Here is a 20,770-nt window from a genome sequence, read left to right on the forward strand (position 1 = left end):
CGTAACATTTGTAATGTGATTTTTGAATAACGCCCCTTTAGTTTGATCTTTATGATCCAAACTAAACTTTATGAAATTTAAAATTTTACTCACGATTTTATTGATGTACAGCTGTGCGGTTCATGCGCAGCAGTCGGACAGGAAAACAGTTTCAAAAGAAAGGTTGCCAGAGGTGCCGGTAGCCGTAAAGGATGAGGTAAAACCTTCTGCTAACGAACGTACGATAAGAGTAGAAAGCAGTGTGGTAACCAGCCATTCGGTAAATATTGGCGGTAAATCTGTTCCCTATAAGGCAACAACAGGAACCTTACCTGTTTGGGATGAAGAAGGAAAAGCCATAGCCGGATTGTTTTATACTTACTACGAACGTAGTGATGTATCGAACCGTGATCAACGCCCTTTGGTTATTTCCTTTAACGGAGGTCCGGGATCTGCCTCGGTATGGATGCACATTGCTTATACTGGTCCGGTTGTATTGAAAATTGACGACGAAGGATACCCTGTTCAGCCTTATGGTTACAAGGAAAATCCTTATTCGATTTTGGATGTCGCCGATATTGTGTATATCGATCCGGTAAATACCGGTTATTCGCGTGCCGTAAATAAGGATATTCCAAAAGATAAATTTTTTGGTGTGCGTGCAGATATCAAATATCTTGCTGAGTGGATCAATACATTTGTAACGAGGAATAACCGTTGGGCTTCGCCAAAGTTTTTAATTGGTGAAAGCTATGGTACAACACGCGTTTCGGGTTTGGCGCTTGAACTGCAAAACAGCCAGTGGATGTATTTGAATGGGGTTGTGCTGGTATCTCCAACGGAGCTTGGTATAGAGCGGGGAGGGCCTGTAGAGGCTGCTTTAAGATTGCCTTATTTTGCCGCGACCGCATGGTACCATAAAGTGCTTCCTCAGGATTTACAATCAAAAGATCTTACCACTATGCTCCCTGAAGTGGAAACCTTCACCATAAATGAATTGATTCCTGCTATTTCGCAGGGCGGGATGTTGAGTGCTGACAAGAAAAAACTGATCGCTTCCAAAATGGCCCGTTATTCGGGGTTATCAGAGAAAGTGATCATGGATTACAACCTGAATGTGCCAACAGATTTTTTCTGGAAGGAACTGATGAGGGATAAAGGTTTCACCGTTGGTCGCCTGGATTCGAGGTATCGCGGGATAGATAAAATGAGTGCCGGCGAGGGGCCTGACTACAATGCAGAACTAACCTCCTGGTTACATTCCTTTACACCAGCAATCAACATGTATATCCGCAATGAGCTGAATTATAAAACTGATTTGAAATACAACATGTTCGGTTCAGTTTATCCCTGGGATAACTCTGGTAACAATACCGGCGACAATTTGCGCCAGGCAATGGCACAGAATCCATACCTGCATTTGCTGGTTCAATCGGGCTATTATGATGGAGCCTGCGATTATTTCAATGCGAAATACAGCATGTGGCAACTGGATGCAGCGGGAAAACTGCAGGATCGGATGAGCTGGGAAGGTTATCGGAGCGGGCACATGATGTATTTAAGGAAAGACGACCTGAAAACTGCAAATGCCCATATCCGGGAATTTATAAAAAAAGCTTTACCAAAGGCTGGTGAAGCGGCAAAATTTTAATGGTAAAGACAGGGGTATTATGGTGTGCGATGCAAGAGAGCCTTGGAGTAAATGTATCCAATATACTAAATCTGTGTAATCGTATTGATTAATTACCTATTTTTGTGGTTCAATTATGCAACAGATAAAAACATCATTCGATTTTGAGAAACCTATTGCTGATTTGGTTCAGCAGATAGAAAAGGTTAAACAAGTTGCCGAGAAAACTAAAGTAGACATGTCTGCTACGTTGGACGAGCTTGATGGTAAATTAGAAGAAACCACCAATAACTTATATAAGAACTTAACCGGCTGGAACAAGGTTCAGATGAGTCGTCATCCGGATCGTCCGCAAACCCTTGATTACATCAACATGATTTGTGATGATTTCATTGAGTTGCATGGCGACAGAACGGTGAAAGACGACAAAGCTATTATTGGTGGATTTGCAACCATAAACGGTCAGACCGTTATGGTTATCGGGCATCAGAAGGGTAAAAACACGAAAGAGCGCCAGTACCGTAATTTCGGAATGGCTAACCCTGAGGGTTACCGTAAAGCTTTACGTTTGATGCGTCTGGCGGAGAAATTTAATAAGCCAGTAGTTTCTTTCATTGATACAATGGGTGCTTACCCGGGTTTAGAAGCTGAGGAGCGCGGACAAGGTGAGGCGATTGCCAGAAACTTATTAGAGATGTCGGTACTTCGTGTGCCTATTATTTGTATTGTTGTTGGAGAGGGTGCTTCAGGTGGAGCATTGGGCATAGGCATTGGTGATAAGGTTTATATGCTGGAGCATACCTGGTACTCTGTAATTTCTCCTGAATCTTGTTCTTCCATTCTATGGAGAAGCTGGGATTTTAAGGAGAAAGCTGCTGAATGCTTAAAACTAACCTCTGATGATATGTTTGGCAACAAATTAATTGATGGAATTATTCCTGAGCCACTTGGAGGCGCACATCAGGATCCGGAGTTAATGGGCAAAACTTTAAAAGAATACATCTTAAAAGATCTTGCTGCCTTGGGCAAGCTGAAGACCGATAAAATGATTGAACAACGGATTGAAAAGTTCTGTGACATGGGCGTGGTGAACGAATAATCGATTATCAACCATATAAGATTTAACCCTGTCTGGCATTGGCCTGACAGGGTTTTTTATTTTATTGAAATTTGCAAGCATATTATCCTGTTTTGATTAGGTTTTATTGATTCTTTACCTATAGCATCCTCACTGCATCCTGACCCTTTTATTACCTTTTGTTTACCCTTTGTTAACCTTTTCACTGAAGGAGTAGTTCAGATCAGGTAGAGCCAGGGTTATTGCCCTGGTTACTAAACCTAAGGAAGATGTTAAGCGGTAGTAAAGAAAGTGTACAGTAGTATACAGCCATGGGTGGATAAAAGGTGGCGAAAAGGTGGGTAGAATGTGGGTTGGAGGTGTGGTGGGCTGAAAAAATTATTTTGGAATTGTAATCTGATTGATTAAATTTAGTGATCATCCCTTTTTACTATGCTAATATAAAAAAATTATGGCTATACAAAACGGAGTGATCAAAATTAAAGGGAAGCTGGGCGATCTTGTCGCTTACGAGCGCAATGGCAAGTATGTAATGAGGCAGAATGTCTCAGACAAAAAGCAGTCGGAAAACAGTAAAAAAAGCAGCCAGGATTTTGGTTCGGCCAGTAAGACTGCTGCACAGCTTCGCAAAGCATTTGCACCATTGGTTGAGTTTTATGGAAACGATGGCCTGGTGAATCGGCTTAACAAACAGTTAGTGTCGATTTTTAACACTATTCCTCCTGAACATACAGGCAATAAGAAACTTGCTGATGGCAATATTGCCTTGCTTCAGGGATTTGAATTCAATAAATCAAAGCCTTTTGAAGATGTGTTCCGAAGTCTTCCGGCGCTTCAGATTGAGCCGGATGGCTTGGTTAAACTGATTATATCAAAGAAAAAGACGCGTGAGCTGATAAAGCCGCATCCCAAAGCAGTTAAAGCCTGTTTGCAGGTACGTGGCTTTCATTTCGATCTGGGTGGAAACGAAGCATATGAGATTATCAAGATTAAAGATCTGATTGTTCCCTTAGATCAGGAACAATTTCCGAAAACTGTATTGCCTATCAAACTGAATCACGACGGCGATAAGGCGTTAGTTTTCGTTATGGGAATTCGTTTTAATATTGGAGGATCGGGGTATTCGGGCGATAAGAAGTATTTCGTTTGTAAGATTATACATGCACTGCATTTAAAAGACGGAGTTGTAGTTGATTTTGTTGCTCAACCAGGCAAAAAAGCTGTAATAGCAGAGGAAGAGGAGGCCCTGAGCTGGGTTGTTGAGGATTGATGATTTAATAAGAGAGAAAGTTGACTCTAAATTTCAAAAAAAAAGCAGCTGTAATCAATTACAGCTGCTTTAATACATTATTTGTAGTTCCTATTGAGGAGATTGCTGCGGAAAAAACATCGATAAACGGCTTTCTAAACCGGTGAATATCTTTTGCAGGTTATTGCTCACCTTTTCCTGGCCAGCAGCTTTACTTGTTCTGATCATTCGATCCAGATAGTATAGTCCGGTTTGAATGTTTTGAGAACCTGTTAAGCCTTTGGTTTGGGAGACATCTGCCAAATGGCTAAGTTCTTTATTGATATAATCGCCAGACTGTGTTACAATCTCATTCGCTCTGGCCGTTTCTCCTAATTTATATAAGTTTTCAGCCATGTAGAATTTCACCACCACTGTACGAATACCAAAGAATTTCTGCGGCATTACATCATAGTATTTATCTACGACCTTTTTAGCTTCACCCAGTTTACCTTCTTTGATTAAGCTTCCTGTTAAGTTACTAAAGATGTTTGTGAAAATGAAGGTATCATCAGATGATTGTGGGTCGAGATACCTGGCTGTTTTCATGTTACCCCATTTAAACTTCGTCATCACATTAGTATACAAGGCAGGTGTATTTAGTTGTTCTGCTTTGTCTTCTGTGGTTGTGGTATCTGGTTTTAAAGGCAATAAGCGTAATGCAAGTCCTTCGCTATACAGGTACTTGTCTAAACCGATATACTGCTCTGAAGGAACCGTTGAAGCGAAATAAATCGGACGTTTCCAGTTATTGTGTGCTAGGATATCAAACATGGCTAAAGTTCCCTTTGTCACATAACCTTTGTTGAAAGTCCAGTCCATTTCAGGAACAATTTTCGAAGCATCAGCTGCCGGCACTGTTCCTGTACGCACTACTTCCTGAGGGTTAATGGTAATTTTAAGGTTTTTGGTTGGCAGGAAGTTTGATTTTGTTCCATCCTGCATGGCTACTTTATCATCATCATTTGGAGATAATAATAAATCAACTATATTTTTAAGTTCTATTGCACCTGCGATTTTATAATCGTCATATGGCATTACATCACGTTCACCCTGTACATATTGTTCAGGTTTCATGGTGATTGGTAATGGTGCAGACTCATTTTGTTTTTGCCTTAAGCCATTGATGTACCAATCGGTATCGAATAAGCTTAAATTTACGATGCGTACATCAGGGCGAACGTTTTCAACTTCCTGAATATACCAAAGCGGGTAAGTATCGTTGTCGCCATAAGTAAATAAGATGGCATTCGGCGCACAGGATTGCAGGTAATCCAAAGCGATATCATGTGGCACCAGTTTTGTTGAACGGTCGTGGTCATCCCAACCTTGCTCGGCCATAATCACCGGAGCGGCTAATAAGCCTAAAACCGTTGCACCTATCGCACCGGTTGTAGGAGTTAATTTTTTGAAAAGCCAGTCAGAAATTGCAAGAACGCCTAAACCAATCCAGATGGCAAAGGCATAAAATGATCCTACATAAGCGTAATCACGCTCGCGTGGTTCCAATGGCTTTTGGTTGAGGTACAATACAATGGCTATACCCGTAAAGAAGAATAATAAGGCAACCACACCCGCATCTTTCTGGTTGCGTTTGAAGTGCCAAACAGCTCCAAGTAAGCCGATAATCAATGGTAAGAAAAAGAAGCGGTTGTAAGCATTATTGTCGACCGTTGAGGGCGGCAGATTTGCCTGAGATCCCTGACGAAGGGCATCGATTGGCTTGATACCGCTGATCCATTCGCCTTCGTAACCACTTCCCTGACCTTGCTCATCATTCTGGCGGCCAGCAAAATTCCACATGAAATAACGCATGTACATGTAGCCGATCTGATAGCTGAATAAAAATCCAACATTATCAACCAGATTTGGATTTTTGGCATCATCTAAGTGCATCCATTCTTTGTAGAAGCCGGCGTGGCGGGCATCGTCACTATACATACGTGGTAATAACGTATTGTTGTTATACTCGTAATCTGTTTTCTTGCCTGCAACTTCGTATTTGTCTTTACCTTTTCTCCAGATAGTTTTACCATCGTCAGTAACGCCTACGCGTTCAGAGTTATAGTTTGGCCCGAACAGCAAAGGTCTGTCGCCATATTGCTCACGGTTCAGGTAGCTTAAAAATGAAAAAGCATCTTTAGGTGCACTGTTATTTAGATTTGGATCTGCCTTAGCCCTAATGATAATCATGGAGAAAGAAGCATATCCGAAAATGATTAAAACGGTAGAAATTAAACCTAAGTTTAAAAGTTTCTTCTGGTGTTTTATTGAATATTTAATTCCGAATACTAATGCGGCGATAAGCAGTATGGCGAAGAATAGTACCCCTGTTCCGAAGCCCATTCCTAATGTGTTTACAAAGAATAAATCAAAGTAAGCGCCGAATGAAACCAGGTACTGAATGATACCGTACTGGATAACCGCCAGTATTAATATTCCTACGATCAGGGTTTTAATTACACCGGTAGCGGTGGCTTTTTCAGTTCTTTTGAAATAATAAACAAAGGCTAATGCCGGAATAGTCAATAAGTTTAGTAAGTGGATACCAATTGATAGTCCCATGATGTAGGCTATGAACAACAACCAACGATCAGCTCGTGGCTCATCTGCATGTGCTTCCCATTTTAATATTGCCCAAAATACAATAGCAGTAAATAGAGATGATTGCGCGTAAACCTCAGATTCTACAGCTGAAAACCAAAAACTGTCGGAATAGGTATAAGCGAGAGCACCTACAGCTCCCGCACCCATGATGCTGATTAATTTAGCTGTTGTAAGCTCTTCTCCAGCTTTAACAAGGGTTTTTTTAGCCAGGGCGGTAATTGTCCAAAATAGAAATAAAATAGTTGCTCCACTTGACACGGCAGAACCCACGTTCATCCAGTAGGCGATTCTGGTTAAGTCGCCTGCTGCGAAGATAGAGAAGAAGCGTTGAAGCATCAAAAACAGTGGTGCTCCTGGCTGGTGTACAACCTGCATTCTGAATGCTGAGGCAATAAATTCACCACAATCCCAAAAACTAGCAGATGGCTCTAAAGTTAAAACGTAAGTTATTGTTGCAATTAAAAAGCAGATCCAGCCTACTATATTATTGACTTTTGAATAATTCATTGGTTTGTATAATGATATTAAAAAATAAAGTTCACATAAAAATGCTGCCGAAATTAACTATTCTAGTCGATAAAACAGGTAATTTTTTAGATTGATTTAACAAAATTTAACTGCAATTAGTGGTTAATACACAAGATTTAAGGCGATTTTAATTTGACGAAACGGGGAAACCCACAGGTGAAGTTTAAAAACATACCTGTGGGCTGAAGTGAAAATGTTTTAAGCACTATGATCCGGCAAAAGGTGTAAGGCGAGTGATGAATCCGTTATACTGTTCTTCGAGTTTTTTACTCATTTCATTCTGTTTAAATGCTTCGGTTAGCTTTACCATTTGACCAAGGTAGGCCAGGTAAAAGCGAATATTCTGTTCAGATACGAGGCGTTTGTTGGTTTCTGAGGATTCGGTTAGGTAATTTAGTTCTTTGTTGATGTGTTCCGCCGATTTATTAATCAAGGCATTTGCGCCGTTAAGGTCATTCATCCGATAGAGATTTTCTGTGAAATAGTAAGTGCTCATGACCTGGCGCATGGTGTAGAACTTATCCGGAATAACTTCAAAGTATTTACGGGCGACTTTTTTACTTTCCGACAGTTTTCCTTCATTTATTAAACCTGTTAACAAGCTGTTAAACATGGTCGAAATGTAGTTTACATCGTCGGCCGATTGCCTGTCTAAATGATTGGCATATTTCATATTGCCATAGCTATATACCTGCATCAGGTTCTTGTAAAGTGGTTTTGTATTCACCCTGTCAAAATCTTCGGTAATGGTGGGATTGGGTTTTAGGGGCAATAATCTTTTATTAAGTCCTTCAGTATACAGGTACTTCGTTAGTCCGATATACTGTGCATCGGGCATGGCACCTGTAAAATAGATTGGTCTTTTCCAGTTATTGTGTGTCAGGATGTCAAACAGGGCCAGCGTACCTTTAGTTACGTAGTCGCTATCGTATGTCCATTGGATGCTATCTGCGATCTTGCCTGCATCTTCTTTGGGTACTGTGCCGGTATCGAGCACCTGTTTCGGGTTTACCGTTATTTTCAGTTTTTTTGTCGGCAGAACGTTGTATTTTGACCCATCGTTCATCACCACTTTATCTTCATCGTTATCTGATAATAAAATATCCAGAATTTCTTTGAGTTCTATATGCTGGTTAATTTTATAGTCCTGGTAATAGATGATATCCCTGGTACCTTCCACATATTGTTCGGGTTTCATGGAAATGGGTAGCGGGGCGGAGGCATTTTGTTTCTTTTTCATTCCGTCGATATACCAGTCGGCTGTAAAAAGACTCAGATTGACCACGCGTACATCCGGACGAATGTTTTCGACTTCCTGCGCGTACCAAACAGGATAGGTATCGTTGTCGCCATAAGTGAAGAGAATAGCGTTCGGTGCGCAGGATTTCAGATAATTTACAGACATGTCGTGGGCGAGGTGACTGTCAGAACGATTATGGTCATCCCATCCCTGGCTAGCCATGATTACTGGCGCGGCAAGTAAGGCGATGCTGGCGGCAACAAGGCTTGCTCTCATCGGCTTAAGCTTCCGGGATGCCAATTCTTTCAAGCCTAAAACGCCCAGTCCGATCCATATGGCGAAAGCGTAAAAAGAGCCGACATAAGCATAATCTCTTTCGCGCGGTTCTACGGGAACAGAATTCAGGTACACTACAATGGCTACCCCTGTAAATACAAAGAGTAAGCCAATTACGCCGGCGTCTTTCTGGTTGCGTTTAAAATGCCAGAGTGCACCAATAATCCCCATGATGAGGGGTAGAAAAAAGAATCTGTTATAGGCTTTATTTTCGGTGATTGAAGGGGGTAGGTTATTTTGATTTCCCAGTCGTAAGGCATCAATGGGCTTAATGCCACTTAACCATTGTCCATCGCGGCCACCGCGTTGTCCGTCTTGGTTGTCTTGTCTGCCGGCAAAATTCCACATGAAATAGCGCATGTACATTTGTCCAGTTTGAAAGGAGAACATATATTTCAGGTTGTCTAAAAGGGTTGGTTTATGTTCATCATCGAAGCCCATGTAGTTTTTATAAAAGCTGATGTGTTCAGGTTTATCGCTATACATTCTAGGCGCGAGGGTTTTGTCGGCATATACATACTCTGATTTAATTCCCGCTGATTCATATCTGTTTTTTCCTTTACGGAGAATTTGTCCTGTGGTTTGAATATCTGTTTTTGGTGAGTTATAGTTTTGACCGTAAAGTAAGGGGCGGTCGCCGTACTGATCACGGCCTACATACCTTAAAAATGAGTAGACATTGTCTACGTTGTAATTGTTGAGGTTAGGCTTCGCCTGCGCCCTGATGATGAGTAATGCAAAAGAGCTGTATCCGAAAATGATAAGAGAAACGGAGAGCAGTAGCAGATTTAGCGTACGTTTGTTTTTAATGATGGAATATCTGATGCCATAAAATAGCCCGCCTACTACTAACAGGGAATAAAATATTATTCCCGTGCCGAAGGCGAAGTTCATTGAATTCACAAAGAAGTAGTCGAAGCCGGCGGCCAGCGAAATCAGAAATTGTATTACGCCGAACTGAACGAATGCAAGTGCGGCGATAGATAAAAGAAATGTTTTTAAAATACTTTGCCAGCTTACTGAAGCTGTTTTTTTGAAATAGTAAACAAAAATGATGGCTGGAATGACCAGGAGGTTCAGTAAATGTACGCCAATGGATAAGCCAGTTAAATAAGCGACGAAAAGCAGCCATCGATCTGCTTGTGGCTCATTTGCCTGGGATTCCCATTTCAAAATCGCCCAGAAAGTGACGGCTGTAAATAATGAGGATATGGCGTATACCTCTGCTTCAACAGCGGAGAACCAGAAGCTATCTGAAAATGCATAAGCCAGGGCACCTACCAATCCTGAAGCAATGATGCCGGTTATTTGTGCGTTACTTAGCTTTTCATCTGGTTTAAGGATTGTTTTTTTTGCCAGTGCGGTAATTGTCCAGAACAGGAATAATATGGTGGCGGCACTTGCCAATGCCGAGGAGAGGTTGATAAAATATGCGACCATGGTTTTGTCTCCTAGTGCAAGGGTAGAGAAAATTCGCTGGATCATGGAGACAATGGGGGCTCCGGGCTGGTGTACCACCTGCAACCGGAAGGCTGAGGCGATAAATTCACCACAATCCCAAAAACTTACCGATTGATCCATGGTGAGGGTGTAGGTTATTGCGGCGATGAAGAAACAAATCCATCCGGCGAGGTTATTAATTTTAGAATAAGTCATAGTTTCAGTTAATCAGTTATAGGTTATTGTTAATAGTCGGAATTTGAAACGCAGCGTTGCATGGAAGAAAAAATATTTTTTGATCTTCAATCAGTTAGCAATAAATTTTAATTTTTTTTAAATACACTCTTGCATAATTAAAATATGCTGCCTACATTTGCATTCGCTTTTGAGGAGGTAATCTCAAAAGAAAATTTGAAAGTTTGTCCGATAGTATAAGGGTAGTACAACGGTTTTTGGTACCGTTTGTCTTGGTTCGAATCCAGGTCGGACAACTAAATTTTAGTTCGGATCGTATCTTAACAGATATGATCCGATTTTTTTTAACCGTAAACTACACGGATCATGCCATTGCAGTTTAACCCGGTAAAATTATTCTCCGGAACAGGTTCAAGAGGACTATCACTTAAAATTGCCGAGCAATACGGTAAACCACTTGGTGATGTAACCATCCACAAATTCAGTGATGGTGAGTTTCAACCTTCTTTTGATGAATCTATACGCGGCTGCGATGTTTTTCTTATCCAGTCTACTTACCAGCCAAGTGATAATTTAATGGAGCTTTTGTTGATGGTTGATGCAGCTAAACGCGCGTCGGCACATTACATTACTGCAGTTGTTCCTTATTATGGTTTGGCCCGTCAGGATAGAAAGGATAAGCCACGTGTGGCGATAGGTGCTAAGTTAGTTGCTAATTTATTGAAGTCTGCTGGTATTCACCGTATTATGACGATGGATTTGCATGCAGCCCAGATTCAGGGGTTTTTTGATATACCGGTAGATCACTTAGATGGATCGGTTATATTTGTCCCTTACATCAAGAGCCTGGGGTTAAAAAATTTAACGATTGCCTCTCCGGATATGGGTGGTTCGTACAGGGCCCGTACCTTTGCGAAATTTTTCAACGCAGAGGTGATTATTTGTGATAAACGCCGTAAGCGCGCGAATGAAATTGAGTCGATGTCGATCATTGGCGATGTGACAGGGCAGGATGTGGTTTTAATTGACGATATTTGCGACACTGCGGGTACATTATCAAAAGCGGCAGCTTTGATTATGGAGAATGGTGCAGCCAGTGTGAGAGCGGTTTGTACACATGCTGTATTATCGGGTAAGGCAATTGAAACGGTTGAAAATTCGGTTTTAACTGAATTGATTGTTACAGATACAATACCTTTAAAACGGGAGAGTGGAAAAATCAGGGTTTTGAGTACCGCGAATTTATTTGCGAGGGCAATTGCCAATGTGAATGAGCACGGTTCGATCAGTGACCTGTTTAGAGTTTAATATTTAGGCAGAACGTTAAGGTTAAAAGGTTTAGGCCTGATACCCGAACGCAATGCTTATTACTAATAAATAAATATATATAAAATGAAAACAATCGCTATTAGCGGTTCTCCAAGAGAGAACGTAGGGAAACGCGATGCCAAGGAACTTCGTTACGAAGGTAAGGTTCCTGCGGTATTGTATGGTGGAACAGAGCAAAAACACTTATCTGTGGTTATTGCTGATTTAAGAGATGTTATTTACACTCCGGAAGTAAACTTTGTTGAGATTGATGTTAACGGAGCTAAAACTAAAGCTATCGTAAAAGACACTCAATATCACCCATTGACTGATGTATTATTGCACATCGATTTTCTTCAGTTATTTGATGACAAAGAAATCATCATGGAAATTCCGGTTAAATTAACAGGAACTTCTCCAGGTGTTAAAATGGGGGGTAAATTAATTCAGAAATTACGTAAACTTCGTGTTAAAGCTTTACCTGCAAACATGCCACAAAATGTTGAAGTGAGCTTAGAGAAGTTAGAAGTTGGAAATTTATTCCGCGTTCGTGACCTTAAAGTTGAAGGTTATACAGTTACCAACACTCCTGAAGATACTATCGTTTCCGTTGCAATGTCAAGAGCATTAAAACAAGCAGAAACTGAAGCTGCTAAAGGAAAGAAATAGTTAGCTTTTTAAGTATTCCTGTTTACAGGATTAAACGGTGCAAAATGAATTTTGCACCGTTTTTTTTTACCTTTGCGGCATGAAGTATCTTATAGTTGGCTTAGGTAATATTGGCCCTGATTATGCACATACCCGTCACAATATTGGCTTCGATATTGCGGATGAATTGGTTAAAGGTTTAAACGGAAGCTTTGATAATGTTCGTTTGGCTTATTATGCTGAAGTGAGTTATAAAGGTAAAAAGCTGCATGTGATTAAGCCCACTACATTTATGAATTTGAGTGGGAAGGCTGTGAATTACTGGATGAAGGAGCTTAAGATTGCACCAGAGCATGTTTTGGTTATTGTTGATGATCTGGCATTGCCGCTTGGTAAGCTTCGGTTGAAACTGCAGGGCTCGAGTGCTGGTCATAATGGTCTTAAGAGCATCGAGGAAGTTTGTGGGGGGCAAAATTATGCACGTTTGCGTTTCGGCATTGGTAACGACTATCCTAAAGGCCGGCAGGTAGACTTCGTATTAGGACTGTTTGATAAAAATGAAGAACCGGAACTTCCGGCATTGATTGATAAGAGTGTTGACCTGATTAAAAGCTTTGTTACTGTAGGGCCGGCACATACGATGACTGCTTTCAATAAGTAAATCAGAAAGTGCCTAGCCAGGCTTTTTAGAAAGGGAAATGGCGATTAGCTGAGCTTATAAACAAAAAAAAGACCATCTTCCGATGGTCTTCCAGTATTATAGTGAGTTAATGATTATTTAACTTGTTCCTGTGCCCGTGCGATGTAAGCATCAACTAACTGAGCTTCGGCACTTTCAGGGTATTGTGTTTTGATTTTAGTATAAGCATCAACTGCTCCGTTAAAATCTTTAAGGTTTTCGTTTACCAGGCCTAATTTTTTAAGGAACATAGGGGAAGTAAACTTACTCGCTTTATCAGCGGCCTTCTTATAGTAAGTTGCTGCTTGTTTAAAATCTTTTAATTCGCTGTAAGCATCACCTAATAAACCTAAAGCCAATGGATCAGCAACAGGGCTACCTGTAGCACTATATTTGCTTAATGCATCTACAGCCTGTTTGTATTCACCTTTACGTAAGTAAATGCCCCCAAGGTATAAGTTAGCTAAGTTTGCTGATTTAGTATTGTCGTATTCTTTGGCAATTTGCTCTAAGCCTTCATATCCGCTTCCACCTTTGATGGCTTTATTAGATAATGAGTCTACACCAATATATTGCTCGGCTTTGTACATTTTGCTGGCAGCCTCTTCAGCACGGCCTTTTAAATATACACCCTGATACCAAAGATATACTAAGATTAATAAAACTACAGCACCTGTAATGAACAATATGCTCTTGTTATTTTCCTGTAAGAAAGAACCTTTTTTAACGGGTTGAATTGTCTGATTATCTGTTGTAGACATGTTTGTTTAAAAAATTAAGATTGCAAAAATACATTTTTCAATCAAAGTATCAACCTTTATTTTGAAGTATTTAATTAATCGTTAATGGATTAGCGTGGTGTGAAAATCAAATAATAAAAGATTATTTGCGCAGCAAGCTGATGAGTGCATTAAACCAGGTTTGATTATCGCTGAATATGCCCGAATGATTAATGACCAGGTATACAGTCTGACTTTCAGAACGGCTTATGGTTGACCTGATGCGTAGGGGTTGCCAGAATAAGCCAAAGTTTTTTACGGCAGAAGGAGGGAAAAGTTCATCGAAACCCATGTAAACTTCCTCGATGTGCGATATGGGCAATTCCAGTTGTTTATCACCGGTAATAAAAATACCATTGGACGCCAGCAGGATATTTCCTTCATGTTTATGTATGGGTTTTAAAAATGAAAAGAGACCTGCAATTTTTTCGTACCAGTTTAAGCTTTTATCTTCAGTAAGCTCATGATCGTATGACCAAAGAACGTTACCCTCGAGCATTTTTTGTGCAACCATATCGTTTATACTTGCAATGAAAGTACAATTTTTTTTAGTCTTATCAACCTTAATTTTTAACATTGGATATTAACAGGTTAAAAAACGGTAAATTTGTGACATATCTATGTGGTTAAAGAATCTTACCCTTTTAAATTTCAAGAATTATGGTGACGCGGATGTTCGTTTCTCAGAAACCGTAAACGTTTTTACCGGAGACAATGGATCAGGCAAAACCAATATGCTTGATGCGATTCATTATCTCTGTTTGTGTAAAAGTTACTTTAACCCTATCGATACCCAACAGATTAAAACCGGCGAAGAGGTTTTTATGATTCAGGGAGATTTTGATCGTAACGAAAAGAATGACAAGATCAGTTGTGGTGTAAAGCGGAATCAGAAAAAACAATTCAAGCGGAATAAAAAGGAATATGAAAAGCTGGCTGATCATATAGGACTTTTCCCTGTTGTAATGGTTTCTCCGTATGATGTTAACCTGATTATGGAGGGCAGTGAGGAGCGCCGGAAATTTATTGACAATGTAATTTCGCAAACTGATTCACAATACCTGGATCAGTTAATTATTTATAACCGTATCCTTCAAAACAGGAATTCATTCCTGAAGCAGGTTGCTATCACGCGCAGGTATGATCCGACGTTGCTGGAAATACTGGATGAACAACTGGTAGTGGCCGGCAAAAGGATTTTTGCGACAAGAAAAGCTTTCATGGATGAATTTATTCCATTGTTTAGCCAATATTATAACTACCTTACCGAAAGTAAAGAACTTGTAGAAGTTCTGTATCAATCTCAGCTGAATGACACTGCTTTTGAGGAGCTGTTAAAAAAAGCTGTTGAAAAGGATCGTGTTCTGGAGCGTACTACTACAGGGATACATAAAGATGAGCTGGTTTTTACCATTAGCGAAATGCCGCTTAAGAAATTTGGTTCGCAGGGGCAACAGAAATCCTTCCTTATCGCTTTAAAGCTTGCGCAATATGCTTATTTGTCGAAAAACAAGGGTTTCAAGCCTATTCTTTTGCTTGATGATATTTTTGACAAGCTTGACGATAAAAGGGTACAGAAGTTAATGCAGATGGTATCTCACCATGATTTTGGGCAAATATTTATTACAGATACCGGGATGGAAAGAGTTAAATCTATTTTTGAAGAGATTGCAGTACAAGTGACTATATTCGAAGTAACAGAAGGACAGATAAAAAATGCGTAAACCAAATGATATTACCATGAAAGATGCCGTTAGCAAGATGCTGGACGTGTACCGACTGCGTCGAAAATTCGATGAAACATCAATTGTTGCGATTTGGCCGGAAATTATGGGGACCGCAATTGCTAACCGAACTACCCAAATTTATATTCGTGATAAGAAGTTGTTTATCAGAATAGAATCATCAGTGATTAAAAACGAACTGGTTATGGTGCGGCAGGGGATTATCCAAAAGCTTAATGAGCATGCAGGCAGCGAGGTAATTGTGGAAATGATTTTTCTTTAATAAAAAGGGGCTGATAAATGAATAATTTATCAGCCCCTTTACTTTTTGTACTTATATCTTGTAATTGTTTGTATTGAATGATCTCAAACTAGCTTTTACCGCCTCCGAAAACTTTTGCAAGAATCCATATCAGTAATGCAACCACTACTACAACTATAATAATACCCGACCAAACGCCGGCTTTAAAAATACCTCCTACAAGTTCACAACTTGATAAGGTAGTGCATAAAAATGCGATCAGTGCTAAAGGTAATACTCTTTTCATAATTAATGTCAATTTGTATAGTCCTAACATTAGTGTCAGAAAAAAGTTTTAATAGGCGTATTATTTGCCGTTAACCTTCAATAACTCAACCTCAAATATCAGCGCGCTGTATGGTGGAATATCTGCACCAGCGCCACGTTCGCCATAAGCCAGGTTGTATGGGATAAAGAATTTGTATTTGGAACCAGCAGGCATTAATTGAACTCCTTCGGTCCATCCCGCAATTACCCTGTTTAACGGAAAGCTGATTGGCTCGCCTCTATCATAAGAGCTATCGAACTGTTTACCATTCAATAAAGTACCTTTATAGTGTACAAGAACTGAATCAGTAGCTGCAGGCTTAATTCCTGTTCCCTGAGTTAAAACTTCATATTGTAACCCGCTTGCAGTAGTGTGAACACCAGCGCGTTTTTTGTTTTCCTCTAAAAATGTTTGTCCTTCTTTTATCATGGGTGCATATTTAATTTTATTTGCTTCGGCTTCAGCCTTGTTTTTTACAAAAGATGCTTTTGAGATGGCTTCATTGATGCATTGTTGTGCCTGCTCCTGCGTAAGGGTAGTCTTTGCGCCATTGAATGCATCTTTTAATCCTTTTAGTAAAAGATCATAATTTAATGTGGAGAGGCCTGTTGATTTAAGGCTTGATCCTATGGATGTTCCAAAAGCATAACTTGTAGAGTCAAGACCTGATTTTAATCCAAGAGTGGCGGCAGGTTTAGCTTTCGTTGCCAGGCTGGTTTTTTTTGCAACAGGTTTTTTTGCTACTGTTTTGGTTTGTGCATAGGATGTAACGGCTAATCCTGATAAACAAGCCGCCAAGAAAAATTTTTTCATTATGTGTGATTGTTGTTATTGCTAACGATTAATTGGTTGGATTATTTCGAGGCGAAAGATACAAAAATGCTAAAACAATAAAACCCCGAATGTTCGGGGTTTTATTGTTTTATGCCGTCATTTAAAGCTTAGAAACGTTCGTCGGCTTTAAAGAAGAAGTTTCCTTCAATTTCTGCATTTTCATTAGAATCTGACCCGTGAACTGCATTTGCATCGATTGACTTTGCATATTTCTGACGGATTGTACCTTCTGCTGCTTCTGCAGGGTTTGTTGCGCCGATCAGTTTTCTAAAATCTTCTACTGCGTTATCTTTCTCCAGAATAGCAGCTACAATTGGACCTGAAGACATGAAGCCTACTAAATTTTTGTAGAAAGGACGCTCAGCGTGAACAGCATAGAACTGACCTGCAGTTTCTTCTGTAAGCTTAGTATATTTTAATGCAATGATTTTAAAACCTGCATTGGTGATGTCGTTGATGATTGATCCGATGTGGCCATTTGCAACTGCATCAGGCTTGATCATAGTAAAAGTTCTATTCGTGCTCATTGTGTTTTGATATCAAATTTTGTGCAAAAATACGTTTTAATTGATGAATATAAAAGGATAGTTAAATACATCTAATAATATTAATTTTTACTTAGCTTTGCAACTCTTAAAATATGATAACACTTACAGAATTAAAATCCTTATTAGCTACTCCACAACGAATTGTGATTACCACGCACCACAAACCTGATGGTGATGCAATGGGTTCTTCACTGGGTCTTTACGGGTATCTGATTCAGAAGGGACATCATGTTAAGGTGATCACTCCAACGGACTATCCAACCTTTTTACATTGGATGCCAAATAATTCGGACGTTATTATTTTTACTGAAGACCAGGAGAAGGCAGCACGGCTGGTGGATGAGGCATCGATCATTTTTTGTCTGGACTTTAATACGCTAAGCCGTATTAATGAGTTAGGTGAATTGGTGAGGGTTTCGAAATCTACAAAAGTGATGATTGACCATCATCTCGAGCCCGAAGATTTTGACGAATACCGCCACTGGGATATTAATGCCTGTGCGGCTGCACAATTAGTTTACGACTTCATCGTAAATCAACTTGAGGACAAAGCCGGGATTAATAAAGATGTTGCATCTTGTTTGTATACGGGGATTATGACAGATTCTGGTTCATTTCGTTTCGAATCTGCCACATCGGATGTTTATCGCATTGCGGCAAACCTGATCGACCTTGGTGCCGAGCATTGGAAAATTCATCAGTTGGTTTACGATAATGCCAGCGAAAACCGCTTACGCTTTTTAGGCTATTGTTTATCGAATAAGCTCGAAGTTTTAAGAGAGTTTAATACTGCAATTATATCGGTAACTAAAGAGGAATTGGCACAGTATCATAGTGCTACCGGGGATACGGAAGGTGTTGTAAATTATGCTTTATCAATTAACGGCATTAAACTGGCAGCATTGATTGTGGAGCGTACGGATAAAGTAAAGTTGTCTGTTCGTTCAACCGGAGATTTTCCTGCTAATGAAATCTGTAAGAAATACTTCAATGGAGGTGGGCATAGAAATGCTGCAGGAGGTGCGTCAGACCATAAACTACATGAAGTTGTTGATCAGTTTAAATCTATTTTAGAAGAATACAAGGAACAGCTACTTGCTTAACATTACAAATCAAAACTTTAAAAAGTCAACATAAATTAAATGAAAAAAGGAATAATTATTCTAGCAGCTGCAACTCTAGGTTTAGCAGCATGTAACAAGGAGAAAAAGGGTGCCGGGGGCTTATTGTACACGATTCATCATTCTGATGGTAAAGAAAAAATCAAAGAAGGCGATATCGTTAAAATGAACTTTGTTCAAACCAACGATAAAGATTCAGTTTTATCGAGTACCTACGATAGCGAAATGCCTGCAGTATTTCCTGCACAAAAGAAAATGTATGCTGGTGACATGAATGATGTATTGACTTTATTTGGAGAAGGCGATAGTGCTACCTTCAAAGTGAATTTAGATACGATGGCTGCTCAAAGCAAACAACCAAAGCCAGAGCAGTTCAAAAACGATAAATACATCACTTTTACCGTTAAAATCGAAAAAGTATTCAAGAAAAATGCTGGTGAGGCTGATTCAACTTTCCAGAAGAGAGCAACTGAGTTTTTCCAGGCAGATTTCAAAGAAAGAGCTGAAAAACAAAAAGCTGCTGAACCTGCAAAAATCAAAGCTTTTATTGAAGATAATAAGTTAGATGTTAAAACTACGCCAAGTGGTTTAAGCTATGTTATTGAGAAGCCAGGTTCTGCAGAAAAAGCTGTGGCTGGTGATACGATTTTAGTTGACTATACAGGTCGCGTTACTAAAAAAGGTAAGAATGGTATTTACAAAATTTTTGATACCAGCGATGAGAAATTAGATAAAAAAGAAGGTAATACAAGACCAGGTAAACCATACGGCCCACAGAAAATGGCTTTAGGACAAACAGTACCAGGTTTTGATGAGGCTTTACAAATGATTGGTAAAGGTGGAAAAATTAAAGTTATTATTCCATCTAAATTAGGTTATGGTGAGCAAGGTGCTCCACAGGCCGGAATTATGCCGAACAGCCCAATTGTATTTGATCTTGAAATTAAAGATATTATCAAGCCAAAAGCTGGTGCAGCCCCTGTTGCTACAGCCCCGGTTAAGAAATAATAATTCTTAATGTTTTAGAAAGTCCTGCCTAGCAATAGGCGGGACTTTTTTGTGTAAGGGAGTTTTATAGTTTTACATTGGAATTGTGCTTTGATGATTTGTGTTTCTGCTTTTTAACATATTATCGCCTATCTTTGTACCGATCAAATCATATCGGGCGTTAACCAATAAGTTGATTGAGCAATCGCTTAGCAGTTAAATAATAACAGTAAAAATGAAAGGAAAAGTATTAGTTGTTGCATTTGCAGTGACATTGGGACTTGCAGCATGCAATAAATTCGAAAAGGGTGAAGGTGCGATGACCTACAAGATCTATAGCAGTGAAGGAAAACCAAAAATTCAGGAAGGAGATTACGTTAAGTTAAACGGTGTTGAAACTGTTGAAACGACTACCAACCCTGATTCGGTAATGGTTAATACTTATGATAATGAACGCCCTGCCTTTTTTGCGATTACAAAATCGATGTTTCCAGGGGATTTAACCTCCGGATTAAAACTATTAGGAGAGGGGGACAGTGCTGTTATTAAACTTAATCTTGATTCGATGGAAAAATATTCAGGTACCCCGAATCCAAAGAATTTAAAATCCAGGATCGCCACTTTTACTATCAAAATTGAGAAGGTGTTACACAAGGGAAATGATGTTGATTCGATTTTTGATGCAAAGAAAAGATTGTTTTTTGAGGCAGAATATAAGGCCTTAAATGAGAAAAATAAAGTAGTTGAGCCAGCTAAGATTAAGAAATACATTGATGAGAATAATCTGAAGGTGACTACGGCTCCATCTGGATTAAATTATATTATTGAGCGTCCGGGTAATGGTGAAAGAGCAAGTTTAACTGATACAGTAGTGATGGACTATACGGGCCAGTTTACGAATAAAAAGTCTGACGGAAAATTAAACGTATTCGATACTTCGGATGCACGAATTGCGAAGGATGCAGGTATATTCTCTGAAAGCGTTCAGTATATTCCACGTAATTTGCCTTTGGGACAGCTGCCTCAGGGGGTAATCCAGGGGATTCAGCTGATTGGTGTTGGTGGTAAGATAAAGATGATTCTGCCATCGAAACTGGCTTTTGGCGAAAACGGTGGAGGGCCATTTAATCCATTTACCCCTTTGGTATTTGACGTTGAACTGAAAAGAATTATTAAGCCGGTTGGTCGTTTGCCGCTAAGCAAATAGCTTTACACGAACGTATTTAGCAACAAAAAATGCAACCTTAAAGGT

General features: G+C 39.7%; 18 protein-coding genes. 11 read left to right on the forward strand and 7 right to left on the reverse strand.

The annotated features are described in order from the left end of the window. Positions 1-70: 70 nt before the first annotated feature. The 3 genes from R2Q80_RS18290 (at position 71) to R2Q80_RS18300 (ending at position 3,957) form a co-directional block, all read left to right on the forward strand. The gene (locus R2Q80_RS18290; protein ID WP_316800989.1) at positions 71-1,630 is read left to right on the forward strand and encodes a S10 family serine carboxypeptidase-like protein; all 1,560 of its coding nucleotides are present in this window, start codon (positions 71-73) and stop codon (positions 1,628-1,630) included. A 115-nt stretch (positions 1,631-1,745) separates the two neighbouring features. After that, entirely contained in the window at positions 1,746-2,708 is a 963-nt protein-coding gene (locus R2Q80_RS18295; protein WP_316800990.1) for an acetyl-CoA carboxylase carboxyltransferase subunit alpha, read from the forward strand. 430 nt (positions 2,709-3,138) lie between these two features. Further along, a complete protein-coding gene (locus tag R2Q80_RS18300; RefSeq protein WP_316800991.1) occupies positions 3,139-3,957 on the forward strand; it encodes a hypothetical protein in 819 nt (272 codons plus the stop codon). Positions 3,958-4,047: 90 nt separating this feature from the next. Here R2Q80_RS18300 and R2Q80_RS18305 read toward each other — a convergent pair whose 3' ends face one another. Both R2Q80_RS18305 and R2Q80_RS18310 read right to left on the reverse strand, forming a co-directional pair. Then, positions 4,048-7,089, reverse strand: a complete 3,042-nt coding sequence (locus R2Q80_RS18305) for a DUF2723 domain-containing protein (RefSeq protein ID WP_316800992.1) — start codon at positions 7,087-7,089, stop codon at positions 4,048-4,050. A 226-nt stretch (positions 7,090-7,315) separates the two neighbouring features. Continuing rightward, positions 7,316-10,342, reverse strand: coding sequence for a DUF2723 domain-containing protein (locus tag R2Q80_RS18310; protein ID WP_316800993.1), 3,027 nt, complete (start codon positions 10,340-10,342; stop codon positions 7,316-7,318). 345 nt (positions 10,343-10,687) lie between these two features. Between R2Q80_RS18310 and R2Q80_RS18315 the strand changes: the two genes are divergently transcribed. The 3 genes from R2Q80_RS18315 to pth all read left to right on the forward strand — a co-directional run bounded on the left by R2Q80_RS18315 (position 10,688) and on the right by pth (position 12,938). Beyond that, positions 10,688-11,629: a ribose-phosphate pyrophosphokinase gene (locus R2Q80_RS18315; RefSeq protein WP_316800994.1), complete on the forward strand. Its 942-nt coding sequence runs from the start codon at positions 10,688-10,690 to the stop codon at positions 11,627-11,629. A gap of 84 nt (positions 11,630-11,713) precedes the next feature. After that, positions 11,714-12,298 carry a 50S ribosomal protein L25/general stress protein Ctc gene (locus tag R2Q80_RS18320; RefSeq protein WP_316800995.1) on the forward strand — a complete coding sequence of 195 codons (585 nt, stop codon included), beginning with the start codon at positions 11,714-11,716 and terminating at the stop codon, positions 12,296-12,298. A gap of 79 nt (positions 12,299-12,377) precedes the next feature. Next, entirely contained in the window at positions 12,378-12,938 is a 561-nt protein-coding gene (gene pth, locus R2Q80_RS18325) for an aminoacyl-tRNA hydrolase (RefSeq protein ID WP_316800996.1), read from the forward strand. A gap of 113 nt (positions 12,939-13,051) precedes the next feature. Here pth and R2Q80_RS18330 read toward each other — a convergent pair whose 3' ends face one another. Together R2Q80_RS18330 and R2Q80_RS18335 are read right to left on the reverse strand one after the other, a co-directional pair. Beyond that, entirely contained in the window at positions 13,052-13,717 is a 666-nt protein-coding gene (locus R2Q80_RS18330) for a tetratricopeptide repeat protein (RefSeq protein ID WP_316800997.1), read from the reverse strand. Positions 13,718-13,838: 121 nt separating this feature from the next. Further along, entirely contained in the window at positions 13,839-14,312 is a 474-nt protein-coding gene (locus R2Q80_RS18335; protein WP_316800998.1) for a hypothetical protein, read from the reverse strand. Positions 14,313-14,355: 43 nt separating this feature from the next. Here R2Q80_RS18335 and recF point away from each other — a divergent pair, with 43 nt between their 5' ends. Together recF and R2Q80_RS18345 are read left to right on the forward strand one after the other, a co-directional pair. Then, entirely contained in the window at positions 14,356-15,459 is a 1,104-nt protein-coding gene (recF, locus tag R2Q80_RS18340; protein ID WP_316800999.1) for a DNA replication/repair protein RecF, read from the forward strand. Further along, positions 15,452-15,742 (forward strand): DUF721 domain-containing protein, encoded by a 291-nt coding sequence (locus R2Q80_RS18345; RefSeq protein WP_316801000.1) that lies wholly within the window; start codon positions 15,452-15,454, stop codon positions 15,740-15,742. The genes recF and R2Q80_RS18345 overlap by 8 nt, the downstream gene beginning before the upstream one ends. 88 nt (positions 15,743-15,830) lie before the next feature. Here R2Q80_RS18345 and R2Q80_RS18350 read toward each other — a convergent pair whose 3' ends face one another. The 3 genes from R2Q80_RS18350 to R2Q80_RS18360 all read right to left on the reverse strand — a co-directional run bounded on the left by R2Q80_RS18350 (position 15,831) and on the right by R2Q80_RS18360 (position 17,389). Further along, entirely contained in the window at positions 15,831-16,007 is a 177-nt protein-coding gene (locus tag R2Q80_RS18350) for a hypothetical protein (protein WP_316801001.1), read from the reverse strand. A 60-nt stretch (positions 16,008-16,067) separates the two neighbouring features. Then, entirely contained in the window at positions 16,068-16,841 is a 774-nt protein-coding gene (locus R2Q80_RS18355; protein ID WP_316801002.1) for an FKBP-type peptidyl-prolyl cis-trans isomerase, read from the reverse strand. A 128-nt stretch (positions 16,842-16,969) separates the two neighbouring features. Next, the gene (locus R2Q80_RS18360; protein WP_316801003.1) at positions 16,970-17,389 is read right to left on the reverse strand and encodes a nucleoside-diphosphate kinase; all 420 of its coding nucleotides are present in this window, start codon (positions 17,387-17,389) and stop codon (positions 16,970-16,972) included. Between the two features lie 113 nt (positions 17,390-17,502). Between R2Q80_RS18360 and R2Q80_RS18365 the strand changes: the two genes are divergently transcribed. The 3 genes from R2Q80_RS18365 to R2Q80_RS18375 all read left to right on the forward strand — a co-directional run bounded on the left by R2Q80_RS18365 (position 17,503) and on the right by R2Q80_RS18375 (position 20,725). After that, positions 17,503-18,513 carry a DHH family phosphoesterase gene (locus R2Q80_RS18365; protein WP_316801004.1) on the forward strand — a complete coding sequence of 337 codons (1,011 nt, stop codon included), beginning with the start codon at positions 17,503-17,505 and terminating at the stop codon, positions 18,511-18,513. Between the two features lie 39 nt (positions 18,514-18,552). Then, complete coding sequence (locus tag R2Q80_RS18370; RefSeq protein WP_047798888.1) at positions 18,553-19,539, forward strand: FKBP-type peptidyl-prolyl cis-trans isomerase; 987 nt, start codon at positions 18,553-18,555, stop codon at positions 19,537-19,539. Positions 19,540-19,753: 214 nt separating this feature from the next. Next, positions 19,754-20,725 (forward strand): FKBP-type peptidyl-prolyl cis-trans isomerase, encoded by a 972-nt coding sequence (locus tag R2Q80_RS18375; RefSeq protein ID WP_316801005.1) that lies wholly within the window; start codon positions 19,754-19,756, stop codon positions 20,723-20,725. Positions 20,726-20,770: the final 45 nt, after the last annotated feature.

It is taken from the genome of Pedobacter frigidisoli (assembly GCF_032678525.1).
Lineage (GTDB): Bacteria > Bacteroidota > Bacteroidia > Sphingobacteriales > Sphingobacteriaceae > Pedobacter > Pedobacter frigidisoli_A.